Here is a 16,248-nt window from a genome sequence, read left to right as displayed (position 1 = left end):
AAGGAAGCTCCTGAATGGCCTCACCCGCCGGAGCGCAAGGAAAGCGGAAGAGCTAGAACCAGCCCGGCGCCCGTACGGGCAGACCGGGTCCAAAAGAGGTAGAAGGAAGCCCTTCCATGCCCTTGCGATCAGCAAGATATCAGGCGGTGATCAGCTCGTGCAGGGTGGCGGGCGTGTACACCCGCGCCCCTTCGGGAAGATCGGCGGGCGCATCGAGCCCGATGTACGTGACGTGCCCGCCCTCGACGGACACGGAGGACCTGGCCCGGAGCAGGGCGGCCAGGTAACCGACCCTGAGGTAGTCCCGCTCCACGATCGAGCGCACGAGCAGCGACGTGGTCACCCGGTTGCCCTCCACCTGGTTGAACCCCGGACTGCCGGACAGGTAGAGGTGCAACCACTTCACCCGCCACGCGCCGTCGTCCCCGCGCAGGAAGACGAGCGGGAGCGCGACGCGGCCGGACCCGCGCAGGTCGGACTTCATCCGGACCGTACGTGGCTCGAACGGCCTGCCCTCCTGTTCGGCGTCCCTGGTCATATAGCCGAAGAACGCCTCGGCGGCCTCGTCGAACGGCTCCCCGGCATAGACGTGGACCTGCGGGATGATGATCGGCTTGGTGGCGCCGGCGAGACGTACGTCGATGAACTCCGAGGCGCCGTCGGGTGCCTCGGTGAGGTCGCCGGAGTAGGTCGCGAAGCCGTTCGCGTAGGACGTCCACGAGATGTGCACCGGGTCGTCGTAGGCGGCGCCGAGCATGAGCGCGGACAGGTCGTAGTCGGTGCGCCGCTCGCGCTGCCGCCAGTGGACGAAGAATCGGAGCAGCTCCCCGTCCACGGTCGACAGCGAACCACGGGGCAGCATCCGGAGCCCGGGCGCGACGGCCTTGCCCGACAGGGGCAGCGCCACGTCGAGTACGGCGGGGTCGACGATCAGCTCGCCGAGGTCGGGCAGGCGGCGGCCGATCTCCTCGTCGAGGATGGCGAGCGTCCGGTGAAGTGCCTCCTCGTCGAGTGGAGGGCGCGTGTCGGGCGTCGTCCACGCTCTGCCGTACCGGTTGGTGAAGACCCGGTCCGCGGGGGCGAGCCGGTTCTGCAGGTGCTCCCGCAGGGAGAGCAGCACGCGGCCGGAGGCGCGGGCGGCGGCCCTCTCCGCCGCCTCCAGTACGGCGGAGCCGCCGCCCGCGCGCAGCAGGTGGTCGAGGCGGCGCAGCAGTACGCCGGGCGTGTGCTCCAGCAGCGAGACGGCTTCCTCCGTACGGCCCGCGGCCAGCGCGGCCTCGACGCGACTGCCGAGGCTCGACGCCTTACGCACACCCCTGGCCACGTCGAAGACCTGGGCGGCCCGGGGGAACTGCGGATACTCGTGGGGGTGCAGCCGCTCGCCGAGCCGTTTCCACTGCTCCCGGTGGCGGAGCACGTCCCCGTGCTTGGCGGCCGGGACGGCGTCCAGGGCGGCCAGCAGGATGCGGCGTTCCGCGCGGCGGAAGGAGCGCAAGCGGGTGGGGGTGGTCAGGGTGACGTCGCCGCCGGAGCAGGCCGCGGCCAGCCGGAGAACGTCCGTCACGGTGTCGACGAGCAGCGGTCGCCCGGCGGCCAGCCGCGCTTCGTTGACGACCGCCCGGTTCTCGCGTACGGGGATGTGCTCGGGCTGGTCGTCGGCCCCGAAGTCGGCACAGAAGTCGGCACAGAAGCCGGCCAGCGCGCGCAGAGCCGCCAGGTCCTCAGCGGCGAGCGGCACCTCGGAGCCGGCCAGCGAGAGGTAGAGCTCCCGCGCTTCGTCGCGCGGGCTCCCGCCCAGCTCCAGCACGGTGACCCTGTCCTTCGCCAGGGGGATCAGCTCGGCGTGCGCGGCCAGCAGGTCGGCGTACGTGTGCTGGTAGCTCCCGTATCGCGGCAGGTCCAGCAGGTTGAGGACGTCCGGCTGGAGCCGGGCGGCGGCGACCGGGTCGAGCATGGCCTCGCGCAGCAGCCCCGCCCAGAACTCCAGGGTGTCCGGGACGTTGTTCGGGAAGTCGACGAAGTAGGCGTTGTGTTCGACGTGATCGCCGACCAGACGGCGGACCGCGGCCAGAACGCGCACGCCGAGGTCGATCACCTGCTCGCCGGGCAGCCGGGCCAGGCGGTCGAGCAGTGCGGGCGAGCACGTGAACCCGACACTGAGCAGCGCCGCGTCGAGCTGCCGGGCGGCCACCCCGCCCCAATCGGACGTCTCGTCCCCCGCGCTGTCGACGGGAACGCGCAGGCGCCGGGCAATGATCAGATCCTCCACGCACGCACGATAGCGGGCGTCCCCGGGCCCTTCGCCACTCGAATATCTGGTTGTGCGATACAACGACTTTGGTTGTATGGTCGAACCATGTCGGAGGAGATGCGCCTGCAGGAGGCCGTGACGAGATTCGTTCGCGCCTTCGGCCTGCACCAGCCCGACCGGACCCCCTGCGGGCAGCCCATCCCCGTCTCGGAGGCGCATGCCCTGGGTGAGCTGGCCAGGGACGGCGCCCTACGGCAGAACGACCTCGCCCATCGGCTCCGCCTGGAGAAGAGCACCACCAGCCGCCTGGTCACCCAGCTCATCAAGCGCGGCTGGGCCGAACGCACCCCGGCCCCCGACGACGGCCGCGGCGTCCTGGTCCGGCTCACCCCCGATGGGGCCAACGCGGCCGCACGACTCGCCCGGGCCAGAGCGGATCGCTTCTCCGCCGTCCTCGGCCGCGTCCCCGAATATGAACGCGCAGCGGTGCTGCGCGCCCTCGGCATCCTCACGGAGGCGATGGATGAAGCGTGAGCACCGGCGCGCCGGGCTGCTCCTGGCCGTTCTGGCGCTGGCCGCGGCCGGCTGCGCACCCTCCGGCCAGGACCACGGGCAGCACCAGACCTCGGCCGGCCGTCAGGCGGAGGTCGCCGCCAAGGGCCGCGCGGTGATGCCCTTCGACCTGGACCGCACCACACACCGATTCAGCAAGACGGCGACCGGCGGCGTGCAGACCGTCACCGCCGACGACCCCTCCGACGTACGGCAGATCACCCTCATCCGGCAGCACCTCACCGAGGAAGTGACCGCCTTCCGCGAGGGCGACTTCGGCGACCCCGCATCCATCCACGGCGACCACATGCCCGGCCTGCACGACCTCCAGGAAGGGCACACCCGGATCGACATCCGCTACACCCAGATGCCCGCCGGCGCCCGGATCACCTACACCACCGGCGAGACCGCCCTGGTGAAGGCGCTGCACGCCTGGTTCGACGCCCAGGTCTCCGACCACGGCCGGCACGCCGAACACGGATGACCGATCCGGCGAGCATGGTCCTCATCCCTGGATGAAGTCCGGCGGGACATGGTCCACCAGCCAGACGCCGTTGGCGCTCACCCGGAACTCGTGCCCGGCCGCGTGCATCGCCGCCGCGTCCACCACGAGCACGACCGGCTTCCCCCTGCGCGCGCCGACGCGGGTGGCGGTCTCCCGGTCCGGCGACAGGTGGACGTGGTGGCGGGCCATCGGCCGCAGCCCCTCGGCGCGGATCGCCCCCACGTTGCGGGCGACCGTGCCGTGGTAGAGGAGCGGAGGCGGCTCGACCACCGGCAGGTCGAGGTCGACGCGCACCGAGTGCCCCTGGCTGGCCCGGATCCGATCGCCGTCGATCACGTATCGCCGTTTGTCGTTGCCGGCGACCACCTGCTCCAGCTCCGCCCGCGAGATCGGGAACCCGTGCGAGGCCGCCGCCGTCAGCAGCGCGCCGACGTCCACCCAGCCGTGCGCGTCGAGTTCGACGCCGATGGCCTCGGGCTGGTGGCGCAGATGCTTGGCGAGGTACTTCGAGACCCGCACGAACCGCTGTTCGTCCATCACCTTCCTCCAGTCCCCGCCGCCTCGCCGTTGTGATCACCCTATGGTGTCGGTCATGGACTGGGTCGAGCGTGTCGCGAAGATCCGCCGCTGGACGCGGCAGGGCGAACGGGCGCCGCACAAGCCGCTCCTGCTGCTCTACGCCCTCGGCCGCTTCCAGCGCGAGGGCGGCCGACCGATCCCGTTCGGCTCCGCCGAGGCGGACCTCAAGCTCCTGCTCAAGGAGTTCGGGCCGCCGCGTGACACCAGTCCCGGATACCCGTTCCATCACCTCACCAGTGACGGCGTCTGGCTCGTCGACACCGTGCACGGGCCGGGCAGTCCCGGCTCCGAGCTCGGCCGGCTCCGGGAAGCCCAGGCCGCCGGGCGGCTCCATCCCGACCTCCTGCGCGCCCTGACCGACGACTCCCAGTTGGTCGTACGGCTCGCGCGGCAGTTACTGGACGCCAACTTCGAACCGTCCCTGCATCCTGACATCTGCCGCTTCGTCGGGCTCGAACTGGCCGATCGGTTCACCCCCGCCGAGCGGGCCGTGCCATTCGTGGCCCGCCGCGACCCGGCCTTCCGGCAGAACGTCCTCATGGCGTACGAGTACTGCTGCGCCTTCTGCGCCTACGAAGGGTGGCTGGACGGCGTCGCGGTCGGGCTGGACGCCGCACACGTCCGCTGGTGGGCCTTCCAGGGCCCGGACGACGTCGCCAACGGGCTGTGCCTGTGCGCGATCCACCACAAGCTGTTCGACAAGGGCGTCCTGGGCCTGACCCGGGACCGGACGATCACCGTCTCCCGCAAGTTCGTCGGCCGGAGCCCGGCGGCCGAGCGGATGGTCCTCGCTCTCGCCGGCCGGCCCGCCAAGAACCCCCAGAGCGGTCTCGACCCCGTCGACGTGAGCCATATCGAATGGCACGGCCGCCAGGTCTTCCGCACCCCGGCCCGAGAGGGGTAGCCGGTAGGCTTCGGACCCTATGGACAGCTCGATCTTGGAGAAGGTCCGCGAGCTCCGCGGACAGGGCCGCTCCCCCAAGCAGATCGCCCGCGCGCTGGGCATGGCGCCGGCGGCGGTCGCGCCCTACGTCAGGGCGGTGGCCGAGCAGACGGGCGGGCAGGCCAGCGAGCCCGAAGTCGCGGGGTGCTGGATCAACGCCGGCTGGAGCGAGGGACTCGGCGTGCCGGACACGACCGGCTGGGCGGACGACGTCCCGGACGGCCAGGAGACCGCGGGCACGGTCAGCGTGGTGGTGGCCCGCAAGCACGGGTGGGACAAGCTGTCGGTCTGCGCCTACCTCGTCGACGTCTACTGCCTGGGCGTCAAGCACGTCCTCGGCCCCGACGTGATGAGCGAGGTGGAGCTGCACCGCTTCCTCCCCAAGTGGTTCAGAATCTACGCGCACGGGTGGCGGGATGCGCCGCTCGACCTGGTCCGGCACCTCGTCTTCGGCGCGGTCGACTACGCGCGCGACCTCGGCTTCGAGCCGGCCACGGACTTGGCCGGGGCGGCCGACCACCTCGGGGCGTGGGAGGACAAGTCGGCCATCGCCTTCGGCAAGGACGGCAAGCCCCTCTACCTCGCGGGCCCGAACGAGGACGCCCGGCACGTGGTGAAGACGCTGGAGCGGAGGGTCGGCCCGCCGCCCAACTTCGACTTCTTCGCTCCCATGCCCGAGACGCAGATCTCCCTGGGCGGCCACCGGCTCGCCTGACACCACCGAGGGAACAGCCCGGCCGCCGGGGTACGGTGCCGACCGACCCGGCGGCGGGGCATCAGAGCTCGTCGTCCATGAGGACGTCCGCGGACTCGACCGTGGCGGCGACCCGGATCCACCCGTCCAGCCGCTCCAGGTCATGACACTTGCGGATCTTGTCTCTGAACTCGTCGGGCACCTGGATGTCACGTGCGGCGAGCACCGCCAGGATCGCCTCGGCCTTGCCCTCTGCCTTGCCCTCGGCCTGTCCCTCCGCTCTGCCCTTGGCGATGTTCTCGCGGGCCCAGTCGCTGAGGTATTCGTAGGTATCTGCCTTCATGTGCCTCTCCAAGTGATCCCAGATCTCTCGGGGGACTGCCGCACGAACCATGTCAGCGCACATACCCCCCTGGTGAGGTCGAGATTGTGCAGCGCGGCGAACAGCGCGTTGAGGACGTCAGGACCCTGCGGCGTGGCGGCATGGTGAATCGCCGAAAGCACGGCCGGTTCGAGGTCTTCGGCCGCCTCGCGGGGGTCGGTGATGACGGGCACCTCATCGGGACCGGCGGCCAGAGGCGTCAGCCCCTGAGCACGGCGACTTCCGCTCACCTGTCCGCGAACAGACGGTCCGCCGCGCACCCGGACGTGCCAGACTGCGAGGCATGGCAGCCTCGGACCGATCAGTGGTCGTCGACATCCGGACGCGGCGGGCCGCCAAGGAGCGCGCCCCGGGGATCCCCGACGGCCCGGACCCGTTGCTGCGCACGGTGTACGGGGAGATCCTCCGCGACGAGCGGCTCGACCAGGACCGCACGCTCGACGACGTGGCGCGCGCGGTGGGCATGTCCAAGCAGTATCTGTCGGAGGTCGAGCGCGGCCGCAAGGAGCCGTCGTCGGAGATGCTGCATTCGGTCTGCGACGCGCTCGGGTTGCCGATCGAGCAGCTGCTCACCCGTGCCGTCCGGCGGATCAGCGCGTCGCGCCGGCTCGCGGCGCACAGGCCCTCCGGCACGCCACGGGTGGAGCTGCTGGCGGCCTGAGCGCTACGACGCCTCGCGGGTGAAGAGCAGCTCGTCGGCCAGGCCGTACTCGACGGCTTCCCGGGCGTTGAAGACCCGGTCCCGGTCGGTGTCCTCGCGTAGCCGCGCGACGTCCACCCCGGTGTGACGGCTCAGGATCTCCTCGGTCTGCGCGCGTACGCGCATCACCTCGGCCGCCTGCAGGGTGAGGTCGGAGATGGTGCCCTGCCCCTGCGTGGACGGCTGGTGCAGCAGCACGCGGGAGTGGGCGAGCATGAACCGCCGTCCGGGGGCCCCGGCGGCGAACAGCACCGCGGCCGCGGAGGCCGCCTGGCCCATGCAGTACGTCGCGACCTTCGCACGGATGAACTGCATGGTGTCGTAGATCGCGAGCATCGCGGTCGACGAGCCGCCCGGGGAGTTGATGTACAGGTTGATCTCCTGGTCCGGGCTCTCCGCCTCCAGGTGGAGCAACTGCGCCATCACGACGTTCGCGACGCCGTCGTCGATCTCGGTGCCGAGGAAGATGATCCGCTCGTTGAGCAGCCGGCTGAAGATGTCGAACGACCGCTCCCCCACCGGAGTCTTCTCGACCACGTACGGGATCGTGTACTGGCTCATGACGAGAACCCCATCCGGTTGGGAACGGCGAACGGCGCGAGGCTGTGGAAGGAGCCGACGATCTCGTCGATCATCCCGTAGTCGCGGGCCTGCTCGGGGGTGAACCATCGGTCGCGGTCGCTGTCGGCGGCGATCTCCCCGACCGTGCGTCCCGTCTCGGCGGCGAGGATCTCCTCGGACTGTCGCTTCATGTACTTGAGGTTCTCGGACTGGATCGCGATGTCGATCGCCGTGCCGCCGATGCCGGCCGACGGCTGGTGCATCATGATGCGGCTGTGCGCGAGGCTCATCCGCTTGCCGTGCGTGCCGGACGCCAGCAGCACCTGGCCCATGCTCGCCGCCAGCCCCAGCGCGACGGTGACGACGTCGTTCGGCACCAGCTTCATCGTGTCGTAGATCGCCAGCCCGGCCAGCACCGACCCTCCCGGCGAATTGATGTACAGGACGATGTCACGTTCGGAGTCCGCCGAGGCCAGCAACACCATCTCGGCGCACACCCGCTCGGCCATCTCGTCGTCGACCTCTCCGGTCAACATCAGGGTCCGTTGCTGGAACAGTTTCTCGTTCATCCGATCCCGGTAACTCATGCTCGGTGAGACACGCATGGGGCTTTTGTATTCGCCGTGGCCCGCGACCCGTCGCCATGTCTGCCGAGGGCAGACGCGCGGGTCTGGGCCAACGCGGCCGGCGGCGGGTACCCCCTGGTGAGAAGACCTGCCGCTCGAACGGCAGGGCGCCCGGCGACCGGCGGCGCACCTGACGCGTCATCGGCCGGTCCGCCCACGCCGAGTTGGAGGCGCGATGAGCTTCGAATATCTGGCCGGCCCCGAGCACGGCCCGCAGTGGAAGGGAATCCCGCCGGGCGCTCCCGAGGCGTTCTCCCTCCGGCGCGGCGTCGTCCCGGCCGGACCGGCGCACGCCTGTCAGGCCGAGGAGCAGGCCCGTGTGCTCGGTGTGGCGACCGGCGGTTTCGAGCGGTTCTTCCAGCGGATGAGCACGCCTGCCGACCACCCCACGGTGGACCGGCCGCCGTTCGTGCCGGGCTTCCCGCGCATGCCGGCGGCGGCGCGGGAGCACGACATGGACTTCCTGCCCGACCTCGCCTGGCCGGAGGCCGGGGGGTGAGCGTTCGGCTCCCCGCGCCCGCCCACGAGGCGCCGTTGCCGCCCGCCCCGGCGCGTACGGCACTCGCGTCCTGCCGGGCGTCCCGTTGTTCCTCCGGGAACGGCTGCACGTGTGAGCCGGCCGGTGACCAGGCACGTTCGGCCCTGGAGGAGGAACCGCCCGTGACGCCCGTTGTCGGTGACCCGCCGGAGCTCGCCGGCGGGTACGGCGTGGATGGACCATGCGCTCGTCCGTTGGAGGGGATCGCGTGAAGCTCGTCGGCATTCGCGACGGGCGGCGGGTGGACGTCGCCGTCCAGATCGGCGACCGGGTCACCCCGATCGCCGAGGTCGGCGACTTCTACGCCGATCTCGGCCGCTGGCTGCCGCAGGCCCGCCGTACGGACACCGGGCTGCGCCCGGTCGCGGAGGCCGAGCTCGCCCCGCCGGTGCCGCCGTGGGCCCGGGTGGTCTGCGTCGGGCTCAACTACCGCTCGCACGCGGCCGAGGGCGGCTTCACCTCGCCGCGGCATCCGACCGTCTCCGGCCGCTGGGCCACGACCCTCACGGCGAGCGGGACCCCCGCCCCGGTGCCGGCCGGCGAGCCCGGCCTGGACTGGGAGGGCGAGGTCGCCGCCGTCGTGGGGCGGCGGCTGACCGACGCCGACGAGGCGACCGCCGCGGCGTCCGTGCTCGGCTACGCCGCCTTCAACGACCTCACCGCCCGCGCCGCGCAGAAGCTCACCGCGCAGTGGACGCTGGGCAAGAACGCCGACCGCAGCGGACCCATGGGCCCGCTGGTCACCGCCGACGAGGTGGGCGACCTGGCGAGCGGGCTGCGCCTGCGGACCCGGGTCAACGGCGAGACCGTCCAGGACGGGAACACCCGCGACATGATCTTCGGTGTCGGCGAGCTGCTGTCGCTGATCAGCCATGCGTTCACCCTCCAGCCGGGCGACGTGCTCACCACCGGTACGCCCGGGGGCGTGGGCTACGTGCGCGACCCGCCGCGCTTCCTGCGGCCGGGGGACGTGGTCGAGGTGGAGATCGACAGGCTCGGCGTGCTGCGCACGCCCATCGTCGGCCCGGAGCAGCGGCCGTGAACGTCCCCGTCCCCATGGCGGGCGGCGGTCCGGGCGGCCTGGCCGCCGCGGGACCGGCGGACACAGGACGCCGTGACCCCACGACCCGGGCCGTGACCCGTGCCGTGGCCCGGGTCACGGCGGTGCCTCACTTGGCGGACGTCGCCGCCTCGGGCGATGCGGCGCCCGACGGTGAGGCGGCATCCGGCGGTGAGGCGGCGCCCGACGGTGAGGCGGCGCCCGTGGGCGAGGCGGCATCCGACGGTGAGGCCGGCGGTTTGGCGGGTCCCGCCGTCGACGGAGGCGGCGAGGCCCCCGCCGCCGGCGTGGCCGTGTTCGTCGCGCCGGCGGTGGTGAACACCAGCACCCCCGTCGCCACGGCCACCACCGTCACGACGGCCGCGGCGGCGTAGGTGATCCTGCGCACCAGCCGCCTGCGCTCCTCGCGCCGCCTGGCCTCCTCGCGCCGCATGGCGGCGCGCACACGCTTGACCTTTCGCTGGGACATGGGCACTCCCGAGACCGCTCCCCGAGACGTCGTCGGGCGTCACCATAACCACGAGCGGATAACGAGGGCCTAAAACGCCCGGGCGGCCGGGTCAGCCGCCGAGGGCGGCGGACTCCTCTTCCTCGATCCGGCGGTTCCAGTCCCGCTTGGAGGACTGCCAGCCGTCCTCGTCACGGCCCCGCCGCCAGTAGCCGGAGATCGACAACCTCTCCAGCGGCAGGCCGCGCTCCACCCGCAGGTAACGCCGCAGTTCCTTGACGAAGGCCGCCTCCCCGTGGACGAACGCGTGCACGACGCCCTCGGGGAACTCCAACTCCCGCACGGCCCGCACCAGCGCCTCGCCCACCTGCCCGCCGCGGCGGTGCAGCCACACGATTTCCGCGTCACCCCCGGTCAGCAGCTTCTGCTCCTCCTCCGGGCCCTCCACCTCGACGAACACCCGGGCGGGCGCGCCGGCCGGAAGACGCTCCAGGGCGGCGCCGATCGCGGGGAGCGCGCTCTCGTCCCCGGCCAGCAGGTGCCAGTCGGCCTCCGCACTCGGCGCGTACGCCCCGCCGGGGCCCACGAAGCGGAGCACGTCGCCCGGCCGGGCCTGCCGCGCCCAGGGCCCGGCCAGTCCCTCGTCGCCGTGGTAGACGAAGTCGATGGTGAGCTCCCGCGCCTCCGGGTCCCAGGCCCGTACGGTGTAGGTCCGCGTCTTCGGCCACTGGTCCCGGGGCAGCTCGGCGCGGATCACCGCCGGGTCGAACGGCTCCGGGTAGTCCACGCCCGGCAGCGGGAACAGCAGCTTCACGTAGTGGTCGGTGAACTCACCGGCGCCGAACCCGGCGAGTCCCTCCCCACCGAGCACCACCCGGATCATGTGCGGGGTCAGCCGCTCGGTGCGCACCACCACGCCCGTGGTGATCCGGGGTGTGCGCCGCGCCGGTTCGGTCGTCGCCATGGGGGTTCCCTTCGTCAGATTTCTTAGGCAAGCCTAACTTGATCGAGCGGAAATCGTGGCCGCGGCCTCCGAGGCACCCTCGACCATAGATACAAGCTTGTATTTATGACTGTAGGCTCCTCGCATGGCCGATCCCGCGAAGCGCCCCTCCGCCGCCCACACCGCGTACGCGGTGACCAAGGAGCTGATCCTCTCCGGCGAGCTTCCCGGCGGAAGCCTGATCAGCGAGGGCGAGATCGCCGAGCGGGTACGCGTGAGCCGCACGCCCGTTCGGGAGGCGTTCCTCCGGCTGGAGTCGGAGGAACTGCTGGCGCTGCACCCCAAGCGCGGCGCGGTGGTGGTGCCGGTGCCGCCGGGAGAGGCGGCGGACGTGCTGGAGCTGCGGCTGGCGCTCGAACGGTCCGCGGCGGAGCGCATCGCGCGGACCGGCCTGGGCGGCGATCACCACGAGAGGATGCGCGAGCTGCTGCGGCGTCAGCGGGCCCTCGCCGAGGCCGCGGACGTCGGCCGGTTCGCCGAGGCGGACGAGGCGTTCCACCGGTGCGTCGTCGAAGCGTCGGGGAACCGGCTGGCCGGCCGGTTCTACGCCACCCTGGGCGACCGGCAGCGGCGGATGAGCATCTCCGCGCTACTCCTGCGGCCGGAGCGGCTGTCCCTCCTCGCCGACGAGCACGAGGCCCTCCTGAGCCATCTCCTCGCCGGCGACGCCGCCGCGTTCGCCTCGGCCCTGCTCCGTCACCTCACCGCGACGCACGGCTCGCCGCACACCGCCGGCCGCGACGACGACTGAGACACGCACTGACACCGTGAAGGTCTGACCCTCCCATGCCCGAAAGCCCGCAGGCCGCCCCGTCGCCTGCCACCGTTCCCACGTGACCGGCGCCGCCGCCTGGGCCGTCGCGAGCCTGGTGCTCTGCTTCGGCGGGCAGAGCGCGTGGCCCATCTACGCGGGGCGGCTGATCACCGGTTTCGCGGTCGGCATCGCCATGGCGGTGGGCAGCAGCTGGGTGAAGGAGTTGTCGGCCGGGGCGGACGGCGGGCTCGCCGCACGCCGCGCCGCGCTGTGCCAGACGGCGGGATTCGGGCTCGGCGCGGGGGTCGCGGGCGTGCTGGCCCAGTGGGGGCCGTGGCCCATGGTGGCGCCGTACGTGGTCCATCTGCTGCTGCCTCGGCCTCGTCATGACCGGCGCGCGGGTCACGGATCCGGCCGCCCCGGCACGCTGACCCCGCCCGGGGCGTGCGTCCTTTGAAGCTTTCAGGCGGCGGGCATCGCGGGAGCGGGCATCCACCGAGATCAGACCGGGCGGCAGGGCTTCGCGGACGGCCGGCGTGCCGATCCGGTGTTGTCCGCGCCCGCCGCGTGAGTGATCGTGCTGAACAGGAAGATCTCACGCCATCGGTCGAGGAGGCACGGCATGGCGGTGCGTCTCGGAACGCGTCTCAAGGCGTTGGTCGCGGCGCTGGTCCTCCTGCCGGTCATGGCGGTCCTCACGAGCGCCCCTGCCGCCGCCGACACCCGCGTCGACAACCCCTACGTGGGTGCCCAGGGCTACGTCGACCCCTGGTGGTACGCGTCGGCCGCGGCGGAGCCTGGCGGCGCGGCGGTCGCCGCCAGTCCGACCGCCGTCTGGCTCGACCGCGTCGCCCGTGTCGAGGGGACGGCCTCCTCGCCCGGGCTGCGCGCGCATCTGAACGAGGCGGTCCTGCAGGACGCCGGTGTGTCGAGCCCGCTCACGATCCAGGTCGTGCTGAACGACCTGCCGGACCGCAACTGCACCCGCCTGGTCTCCAACGGGGACTTCAGCGTCGCGGCCGACGGCCTGAACCGCTACCGGACCGAGTACGTCGACCCGATCGCCGAGATCCTGGCCGACCCGGCCTACCAGCGGCTGCGCATCGTGGCGATCGTCGAGCCCGACTTCCTGCCCGGGCTGCTCCTGCCCGCCCCCACCGGCCGCTGCGCCGCCGTCCAGGCGAGCGGCGCCTACCCGGAGGCGGTGCGGTACGCGGTGACCCGGCTGCACGCCATCCCCAACGTGTACGTCTACCTCGACGCCTCCCACCACGGCGTCGTCGGCTATCCCGACAACTTCGGCCGGGCCGCCGGCCTGCTCGCGAGCATCGCGGGCGCGACCGGCGGGGGGCCGTCGTCCGTGCACGGCTTCACGGTGAACGTCGGGGGCTACAACGCCCTGGCCGAGCCGCACTACGACGCCCAGATGAAGATCAACGGGCAGCCGGTGAAGATGTCGCGATGGGTCGAGTGGAACGACTACGTGGACGAGCTCTCCTTCGCCCAGGCGTTCCGGCAGCGGCTCGTCGCGGCCGGGTTCCCGTCCGGCATCGGCATGGTGATCGACACCTCGCGCAGCGGGTGGGGCGGCCCGAACCGCCCGGTCCGCCGGAGCACCTCCACCGACGTGAACCGGTTCGTCGACGAATCCCGGGTGGACCGCCGCAAGAGCGTCGGCAACTGGTGCAACCAGGCCGGCGCGGGGCTCGGCGAGCGGCCCCGGGCCATTCCCGCCCCCGGCATCGACGCGTACGCCTGGATCAAGCAGCCGGGTGTCTCGGACGGCTCCAGCGTGAACGTCACCGCTCCCGACGGCACCCGGCACGACCCGATGTGCGACCCCGCGTACGCCCCCGTGACCGGAGCGTACGTGCCCAGCGGCGCGCTCCCGGGCGCCCCGCCGGCGGGACAGTGGTTCGGCGCGCAGTTCCTCCAGCTCCTGGCCAACGCCTACCCGCCGCTGTGAGGCGCCGGTTCGCCCCCGCTACCAGCGGTTGCGCGCTTCCTCCGCCCAGCCGACCAGGCCGTCCAGGTCCACCCAGGCGCCGTCGTCGGCCCTCGCCCGTCCGCTGAAGTGGCCGAAGCACTGGTGCGTCTCGCTGCCCACGACGCCGAGCTCGGTGCGGGCCTCCCGCACGTGGAACGGATGGAACTCCACCTCGACGCGCGGGCCGGTGATCCGCCACGGACGCTCCCAGCACGTCCGGTCGTAGGACCAGGTCAGCTCGTCGCCGATCTTGTGCAGGCGGCCGTCGAGGAACAACGCGTTCTCCGTTGAGCCGGTGCCGTCGGTCCATCTGCCGCCGAGCTGGATGGCCCTGCCGGGCCCGCTGCCGGCCGCCCAGTTCCAGGTGACCGCGTACGGCCACTTGCCGCGGCCGTGGTCCAGCACGGCGAAGGAGTCCGCCTCGCCGACGGCGTACTCGCCCGACGGCAGCCGGAGGCGTCCGCGTACGGGCCGGCCCACGTCCTTCACCGTGTACTGGAACCGGTTCGGCCCCCAGGGCACCACCACGCCTAGCGACTCGTGCCCCTGCGGCGACGCCGCCCGCAGGTCCACCTCGACTCCGGGGGCCGTGGCCCGGATCGTGGCGCCGCCCGGGTCCTGGTCGACGCGGATCTCCAGGCCGCCGCCGCGGACCGAGGCCGTCCCGGCCCCGCTGCGCTCGGGGAACACGGCGCCGCGTGCCAGCGGGACCGTCACGTCCTTGGTGATCTCCTCGCCGGTGTCCCGGTCCAGCACGTAGAGGCCGTACACGCCCGCGTAGTCGAGCGACGACGCCACCAGGCCGACGATGTGGCGAGGCGTCACGACGCCCCAGTATTCCCAGCGCTTGCGCCGTCCCCAGCCACGCAGGTTCGCCCGGTGGAGTGGACGGCGGGTCCAGCCGACGGCGCCGGGGTCGAGCCGCCCCCCGGGCAGGCACAGGTCGACGGGCGCGGTGATCTCCCGTTCGTGGGTGGTCACGCGTTCGCCCGCGGTCACGGGGTCGCCGGCCGTTCGCCGAGGAGCCGGACCAGGCGTTTCGGCGCGATAAGCCGGTAGCTGTCCTCGATCAGCCCGGCGATCTCGTCCCAGTCCTGATCGGCGTCCAGGCGTGCGCCCACCCAGCCGTTGCGGCCGACGTACGGCGGGACGAAGAAGCGCTCCGGATCCGAGGCCACGAGGGCGTCCTGCACCCCCGGCCCGGCCTTGAACGTCAGCGACCGCCCGTCCTCGCTCGTCATCGCGAACATCTTGTCGCTCACCCGGTATGTGGGCGCGGTGTGGCCCCCGAACGGCTTCTCCACGGCCTCCGGCAGGGCCAGGCAGATCTCCCGGATTCTGGCCGCCGCCTCCTCAGCGCTCACGCGGCTCGTCCCTTCGCACGATCGTCATGACCGACCAGGGTACGGGCCGCCCTCCGCCCCCACCACCCGGCCGGAGCGGCGCGGGGACAGGGGCAGTGTCAGGGCAGGGTCAGTGGTCGTCCCAGTGACCGTCGTGGCGGACGTGGCGGTGGCCATCGTGGATGTAGTCGACGTGGTCGCCGTGCGGCACGGCCACGTGCCCGCACCCCGGCCCGTGCTCGTGGTCGTGCACGTCGTGGACGGCGTGCGTGCTCTCCTCGCACTCGTCGGCATGGTTCTCGTGCATCCGGTGCAGGTGGCCGTCGTGGACGTAGTCCACATGGTCGCGGTGCGGCACCGCGACATGGCCGCACCCGGCGCCGTGCCGGTGCTCGTGTTGCGTGTGCGGATGATGCTCAGTCGATGTGGTCATGGGGGGATTCCCCTCTCCGGAAACCGCGGACTGCCGCATTGGTACCCCCGTGCGTACGCCGGAGGCACCGCTTTCGGCCGCTTTTGCGCAAGCCGACAGGAGGCTCTACTCCCGTTTGGGGCACCCGGCCGTCGCTTTGGGCGACCCGGCCGTCGCGGTCGTGGGGCCCGGGGACTCCTCCCGCTCCGTCAGCGCTGACCGCCCGGAGCCCGCAGCAGCGTGCCGGCCCGGGCCCGGACCGCCTCGACGGCCTCCCAGTCCTCGGTGGACAGGCCGGCCAACGCCGCCGGGAACACCCCGTCCTGCTCTTTGAGGATGTGGGCGCGCAGCAGATTCAGGACGTCGAGCAGCCTGCGCGGCCAGCCGGGATCGCCGGGCGCGCCGTCCGCCGCCTCGCCGAGGACGGCCTCGATCCGCCGATGCTCCGCCTCCAGGACCGCGACGTGCTCGGGGAAGTCGCCCGCCAGCGCGGGGAACAGGCCGTGCTCCTCGACCTCGGTGTGCGGGCCGAGCACCTCGGCGATCCGCCTGGCGATCACGGTCATGGCGTCCGTGTCGCCGGCGGCGTGCGCCGTGCGCGCGTCCCCGATCAGGTCGACCACCAGATCGTGCTCACGGGTCAGTTCGCCGATCACGGTCACGGCCTGGCAGCCGCAGTACTCGCACATCTCGATCCTCAGGTGCTCTGGGCGCGGTCCGGGACATCACCGCCGGACTCGTCCAACGATGCCCGGCCGCCGGGCCGGCGGGGCAGGGACCTTGGGCCTGTCCGTACGGGTCCCCCGTCACCTGCCGGGCCGGTCCCGGCCCGTGCTCTCCCTCGCCGGGCGGCTCGCGCGTGCCACGGGTCCGCCCGCTGAGGGCGTGTCCTCTCGACCGGTACGACCGG

21 protein-coding genes are annotated in these 16,248 nt (G+C 72.4%); 10 read left to right on the top strand and 11 right to left on the bottom strand.

Annotated features, from left to right (window positions below):
* Window positions 1–139: 139 nt before the first annotated feature.
* Window positions 140–2,269, bottom strand: a complete 2,130-nt coding sequence (locus HHX41_RS18150) for a TerD family protein (RefSeq protein ID WP_182906919.1) — start codon at window positions 2,267–2,269, stop codon at window positions 140–142.
* Window positions 2,270–2,356: 87 nt separating this feature from the next.
* Between HHX41_RS18150 and HHX41_RS18145 the strand changes: the two genes are divergently transcribed.
* Window positions 2,357–2,785, top strand: a complete 429-nt coding sequence (locus HHX41_RS18145; protein ID WP_182906918.1) for a MarR family winged helix-turn-helix transcriptional regulator — start codon at window positions 2,357–2,359, stop codon at window positions 2,783–2,785.
* Complete coding sequence (locus HHX41_RS18140) at window positions 2,775–3,287, top strand: aspartate carbamoyltransferase (RefSeq protein WP_182906917.1); 513 nt, start codon at window positions 2,775–2,777, stop codon at window positions 3,285–3,287. Before HHX41_RS18145 ends, HHX41_RS18140 begins: the two co-directional genes overlap by 11 nt.
* A gap of 21 nt (window positions 3,288–3,308) precedes the next feature.
* Here HHX41_RS18140 and HHX41_RS18135 read toward each other — a convergent pair whose 3' ends face one another.
* Window positions 3,309–3,845 (bottom strand): RNA 2'-phosphotransferase, encoded by a 537-nt coding sequence (locus tag HHX41_RS18135; RefSeq protein ID WP_182906916.1) that lies wholly within the window; start codon window positions 3,843–3,845, stop codon window positions 3,309–3,311.
* Window positions 3,846–3,900: 55 nt separating this feature from the next.
* On the opposite strand from HHX41_RS18135, the gene HHX41_RS18130 reads away from it, so the two are divergent.
* Both HHX41_RS18130 and HHX41_RS18125 read left to right on the top strand, forming a co-directional pair.
* Window positions 3,901–4,791, top strand: coding sequence for a phosphorothioated DNA-binding restriction endonuclease (locus HHX41_RS18130; RefSeq protein ID WP_169984491.1), 891 nt, complete (start codon window positions 3,901–3,903; stop codon window positions 4,789–4,791).
* Window positions 4,792–4,810: 19 nt separating this feature from the next.
* Complete coding sequence (locus HHX41_RS18125) at window positions 4,811–5,545, top strand: helix-turn-helix domain-containing protein (protein ID WP_182906915.1); 735 nt, start codon at window positions 4,811–4,813, stop codon at window positions 5,543–5,545.
* Window positions 5,546–5,606: 61 nt separating this feature from the next.
* On the opposite strand, the gene HHX41_RS18120 is transcribed toward HHX41_RS18125, so the two are convergent.
* Window positions 5,607–5,867, bottom strand: a complete 261-nt coding sequence (locus HHX41_RS18120) for a hypothetical protein (RefSeq protein WP_182906914.1) — start codon at window positions 5,865–5,867, stop codon at window positions 5,607–5,609.
* 322 nt (window positions 5,868–6,189) lie between these two features.
* Between HHX41_RS18120 and HHX41_RS18115 the strand changes: the two genes are divergently transcribed.
* Entirely contained in the window at window positions 6,190–6,567 is a 378-nt protein-coding gene (locus HHX41_RS18115) for a helix-turn-helix domain-containing protein (protein WP_169984495.1), read from the top strand.
* Between the two features lie 3 nt (window positions 6,568–6,570).
* Here HHX41_RS18115 and HHX41_RS18110 read toward each other — a convergent pair whose 3' ends face one another.
* Both HHX41_RS18110 and HHX41_RS18105 read right to left on the bottom strand, forming a co-directional pair.
* Window positions 6,571–7,167: a ClpP family protease gene (locus tag HHX41_RS18110; RefSeq protein ID WP_182906913.1), complete on the bottom strand. Its 597-nt coding sequence runs from the start codon at window positions 7,165–7,167 to the stop codon at window positions 6,571–6,573.
* Complete coding sequence (locus HHX41_RS18105) at window positions 7,164–7,736, bottom strand: ClpP family protease (protein WP_396794759.1); 573 nt, start codon at window positions 7,734–7,736, stop codon at window positions 7,164–7,166. The genes HHX41_RS18110 and HHX41_RS18105 overlap by 4 nt, the downstream gene beginning before the upstream one ends.
* A gap of 232 nt (window positions 7,737–7,968) precedes the next feature.
* On the opposite strand from HHX41_RS18105, the gene HHX41_RS18100 reads away from it, so the two are divergent.
* The gene (locus HHX41_RS18100; protein WP_182906911.1) at window positions 7,969–8,292 is read left to right on the top strand and encodes a hypothetical protein; all 324 of its coding nucleotides are present in this window, start codon (window positions 7,969–7,971) and stop codon (window positions 8,290–8,292) included.
* 247 nt (window positions 8,293–8,539) lie between these two features.
* Complete coding sequence (locus tag HHX41_RS18095) at window positions 8,540–9,373, top strand: fumarylacetoacetate hydrolase family protein (protein WP_310742043.1); 834 nt, start codon at window positions 8,540–8,542, stop codon at window positions 9,371–9,373.
* A 127-nt stretch (window positions 9,374–9,500) separates the two neighbouring features.
* Here the strand turns inward: HHX41_RS18095 and HHX41_RS18090 are convergent, their stop codons facing one another.
* Both HHX41_RS18090 and HHX41_RS18085 read right to left on the bottom strand, forming a co-directional pair.
* On the bottom strand, window positions 9,501–9,860 hold the full coding sequence (locus HHX41_RS18090; RefSeq protein WP_182906909.1) for a hypothetical protein: 360 nt from the start codon (window positions 9,858–9,860) through the stop codon (window positions 9,501–9,503).
* Window positions 9,861–9,951: 91 nt separating this feature from the next.
* Window positions 9,952–10,803, bottom strand: coding sequence for a siderophore-interacting protein (locus tag HHX41_RS18085; protein ID WP_182906908.1), 852 nt, complete (start codon window positions 10,801–10,803; stop codon window positions 9,952–9,954).
* Between the two features lie 124 nt (window positions 10,804–10,927).
* Between HHX41_RS18085 and HHX41_RS18080 the strand changes: the two genes are divergently transcribed.
* From HHX41_RS18080 to HHX41_RS18070, 3 genes are all read left to right on the top strand, one after another.
* Window positions 10,928–11,593, top strand: coding sequence for a GntR family transcriptional regulator (locus HHX41_RS18080; RefSeq protein WP_182906907.1), 666 nt, complete (start codon window positions 10,928–10,930; stop codon window positions 11,591–11,593).
* Between the two features lie 82 nt (window positions 11,594–11,675).
* Window positions 11,676–12,053 carry a hypothetical protein gene (locus HHX41_RS18075; protein ID WP_182906906.1) on the top strand — a complete coding sequence of 126 codons (378 nt, stop codon included), beginning with the start codon at window positions 11,676–11,678 and terminating at the stop codon, window positions 12,051–12,053.
* Between the two features lie 165 nt (window positions 12,054–12,218).
* Complete coding sequence (locus HHX41_RS18070) at window positions 12,219–13,562, top strand: glycoside hydrolase family 6 protein (RefSeq protein ID WP_182906905.1); 1,344 nt, start codon at window positions 12,219–12,221, stop codon at window positions 13,560–13,562.
* Between the two features lie 18 nt (window positions 13,563–13,580).
* On the opposite strand, the gene HHX41_RS18065 is transcribed toward HHX41_RS18070, so the two are convergent.
* The 4 genes from HHX41_RS18065 to HHX41_RS18050 all read right to left on the bottom strand — a co-directional run bounded on the left by HHX41_RS18065 (window position 13,581) and on the right by HHX41_RS18050 (window position 16,027).
* Window positions 13,581–14,564: a DUF2804 domain-containing protein gene (locus tag HHX41_RS18065; RefSeq protein ID WP_182906904.1), complete on the bottom strand. Its 984-nt coding sequence runs from the start codon at window positions 14,562–14,564 to the stop codon at window positions 13,581–13,583.
* A gap of 14 nt (window positions 14,565–14,578) precedes the next feature.
* Window positions 14,579–14,947 (bottom strand): MmcQ/YjbR family DNA-binding protein, encoded by a 369-nt coding sequence (locus tag HHX41_RS18060; RefSeq protein ID WP_169984507.1) that lies wholly within the window; start codon window positions 14,945–14,947, stop codon window positions 14,579–14,581.
* A gap of 109 nt (window positions 14,948–15,056) precedes the next feature.
* Window positions 15,057–15,359, bottom strand: a complete 303-nt coding sequence (locus HHX41_RS18055; protein WP_169984508.1) for a hypothetical protein — start codon at window positions 15,357–15,359, stop codon at window positions 15,057–15,059.
* 188 nt (window positions 15,360–15,547) lie between these two features.
* A complete protein-coding gene (locus tag HHX41_RS18050; RefSeq protein WP_169984509.1) occupies window positions 15,548–16,027 on the bottom strand; it encodes a hemerythrin domain-containing protein in 480 nt (159 codons plus the stop codon).
* Window positions 16,028–16,248: the final 221 nt, after the last annotated feature.

It is taken from the genome of Microbispora sp. H13382 (assembly GCF_014161445.1).
Lineage (GTDB): Bacteria > Actinomycetota > Actinomycetes > Streptosporangiales > Streptosporangiaceae > Microbispora.
The sequence above is the reverse complement of the archived record's forward strand: the minus strand, read 5'-3'. Positions and strand labels throughout refer to the sequence as shown.

Bases quoted from the DNA above. Each gene is read 5' to 3' on its own strand.
- HHX41_RS18145 (WP_182906918.1), top strand. From the start codon at position 2,357: ATGTCGGAGGAGATGCGCCTGCAGGAGGCCGTGACGAGATTCGTTCGC.
- HHX41_RS18140 (WP_182906917.1), top strand. From the start codon at position 2,775: ATGAAGCGTGAGCACCGGCGCGCCGGGCTGCTCCTGGCCGTTCTGGCG.
- HHX41_RS18135 (WP_182906916.1), bottom strand. From the start codon at position 3,845: ATGGACGAACAGCGGTTCGTGCGGGTCTCGAAGTACCTCGCCAAGCAT.
- HHX41_RS18130 (WP_169984491.1), top strand. From the start codon at position 3,901: ATGGACTGGGTCGAGCGTGTCGCGAAGATCCGCCGCTGGACGCGGCAG.
- HHX41_RS18125 (WP_182906915.1), top strand. From the start codon at position 4,811: ATGGACAGCTCGATCTTGGAGAAGGTCCGCGAGCTCCGCGGACAGGGC.
- HHX41_RS18120 (WP_182906914.1), bottom strand. From the start codon at position 5,867: ATGAAGGCAGATACCTACGAATACCTCAGCGACTGGGCCCGCGAGAAC.
- HHX41_RS18115 (WP_169984495.1), top strand. From the start codon at position 6,190: ATGGCAGCCTCGGACCGATCAGTGGTCGTCGACATCCGGACGCGGCGG.
- HHX41_RS18110 (WP_182906913.1), bottom strand. From the start codon at position 7,167: ATGAGCCAGTACACGATCCCGTACGTGGTCGAGAAGACTCCGGTGGGG.
- HHX41_RS18105 (WP_396794759.1), bottom strand. From the start codon at position 7,736: ATGAACGAGAAACTGTTCCAGCAACGGACCCTGATGTTGACCGGAGAG.
- HHX41_RS18100 (WP_182906911.1), top strand. From the start codon at position 7,969: ATGAGCTTCGAATATCTGGCCGGCCCCGAGCACGGCCCGCAGTGGAAG.
- HHX41_RS18090 (WP_182906909.1), bottom strand. From the start codon at position 9,860: ATGTCCCAGCGAAAGGTCAAGCGTGTGCGCGCCGCCATGCGGCGCGAG.
- HHX41_RS18085 (WP_182906908.1), bottom strand. From the start codon at position 10,803: ATGGCGACGACCGAACCGGCGCGGCGCACACCCCGGATCACCACGGGC.
- HHX41_RS18080 (WP_182906907.1), top strand. From the start codon at position 10,928: ATGGCCGATCCCGCGAAGCGCCCCTCCGCCGCCCACACCGCGTACGCG.
- HHX41_RS18070 (WP_182906905.1), top strand. From the start codon at position 12,219: ATGGCGGTGCGTCTCGGAACGCGTCTCAAGGCGTTGGTCGCGGCGCTG.
- HHX41_RS18055 (WP_169984508.1), bottom strand. From the start codon at position 15,359: ATGACCACATCGACTGAGCATCATCCGCACACGCAACACGAGCACCGG.
- HHX41_RS18050 (WP_169984509.1), bottom strand. From the start codon at position 16,027: ATGTGCGAGTACTGCGGCTGCCAGGCCGTGACCGTGATCGGCGAACTG.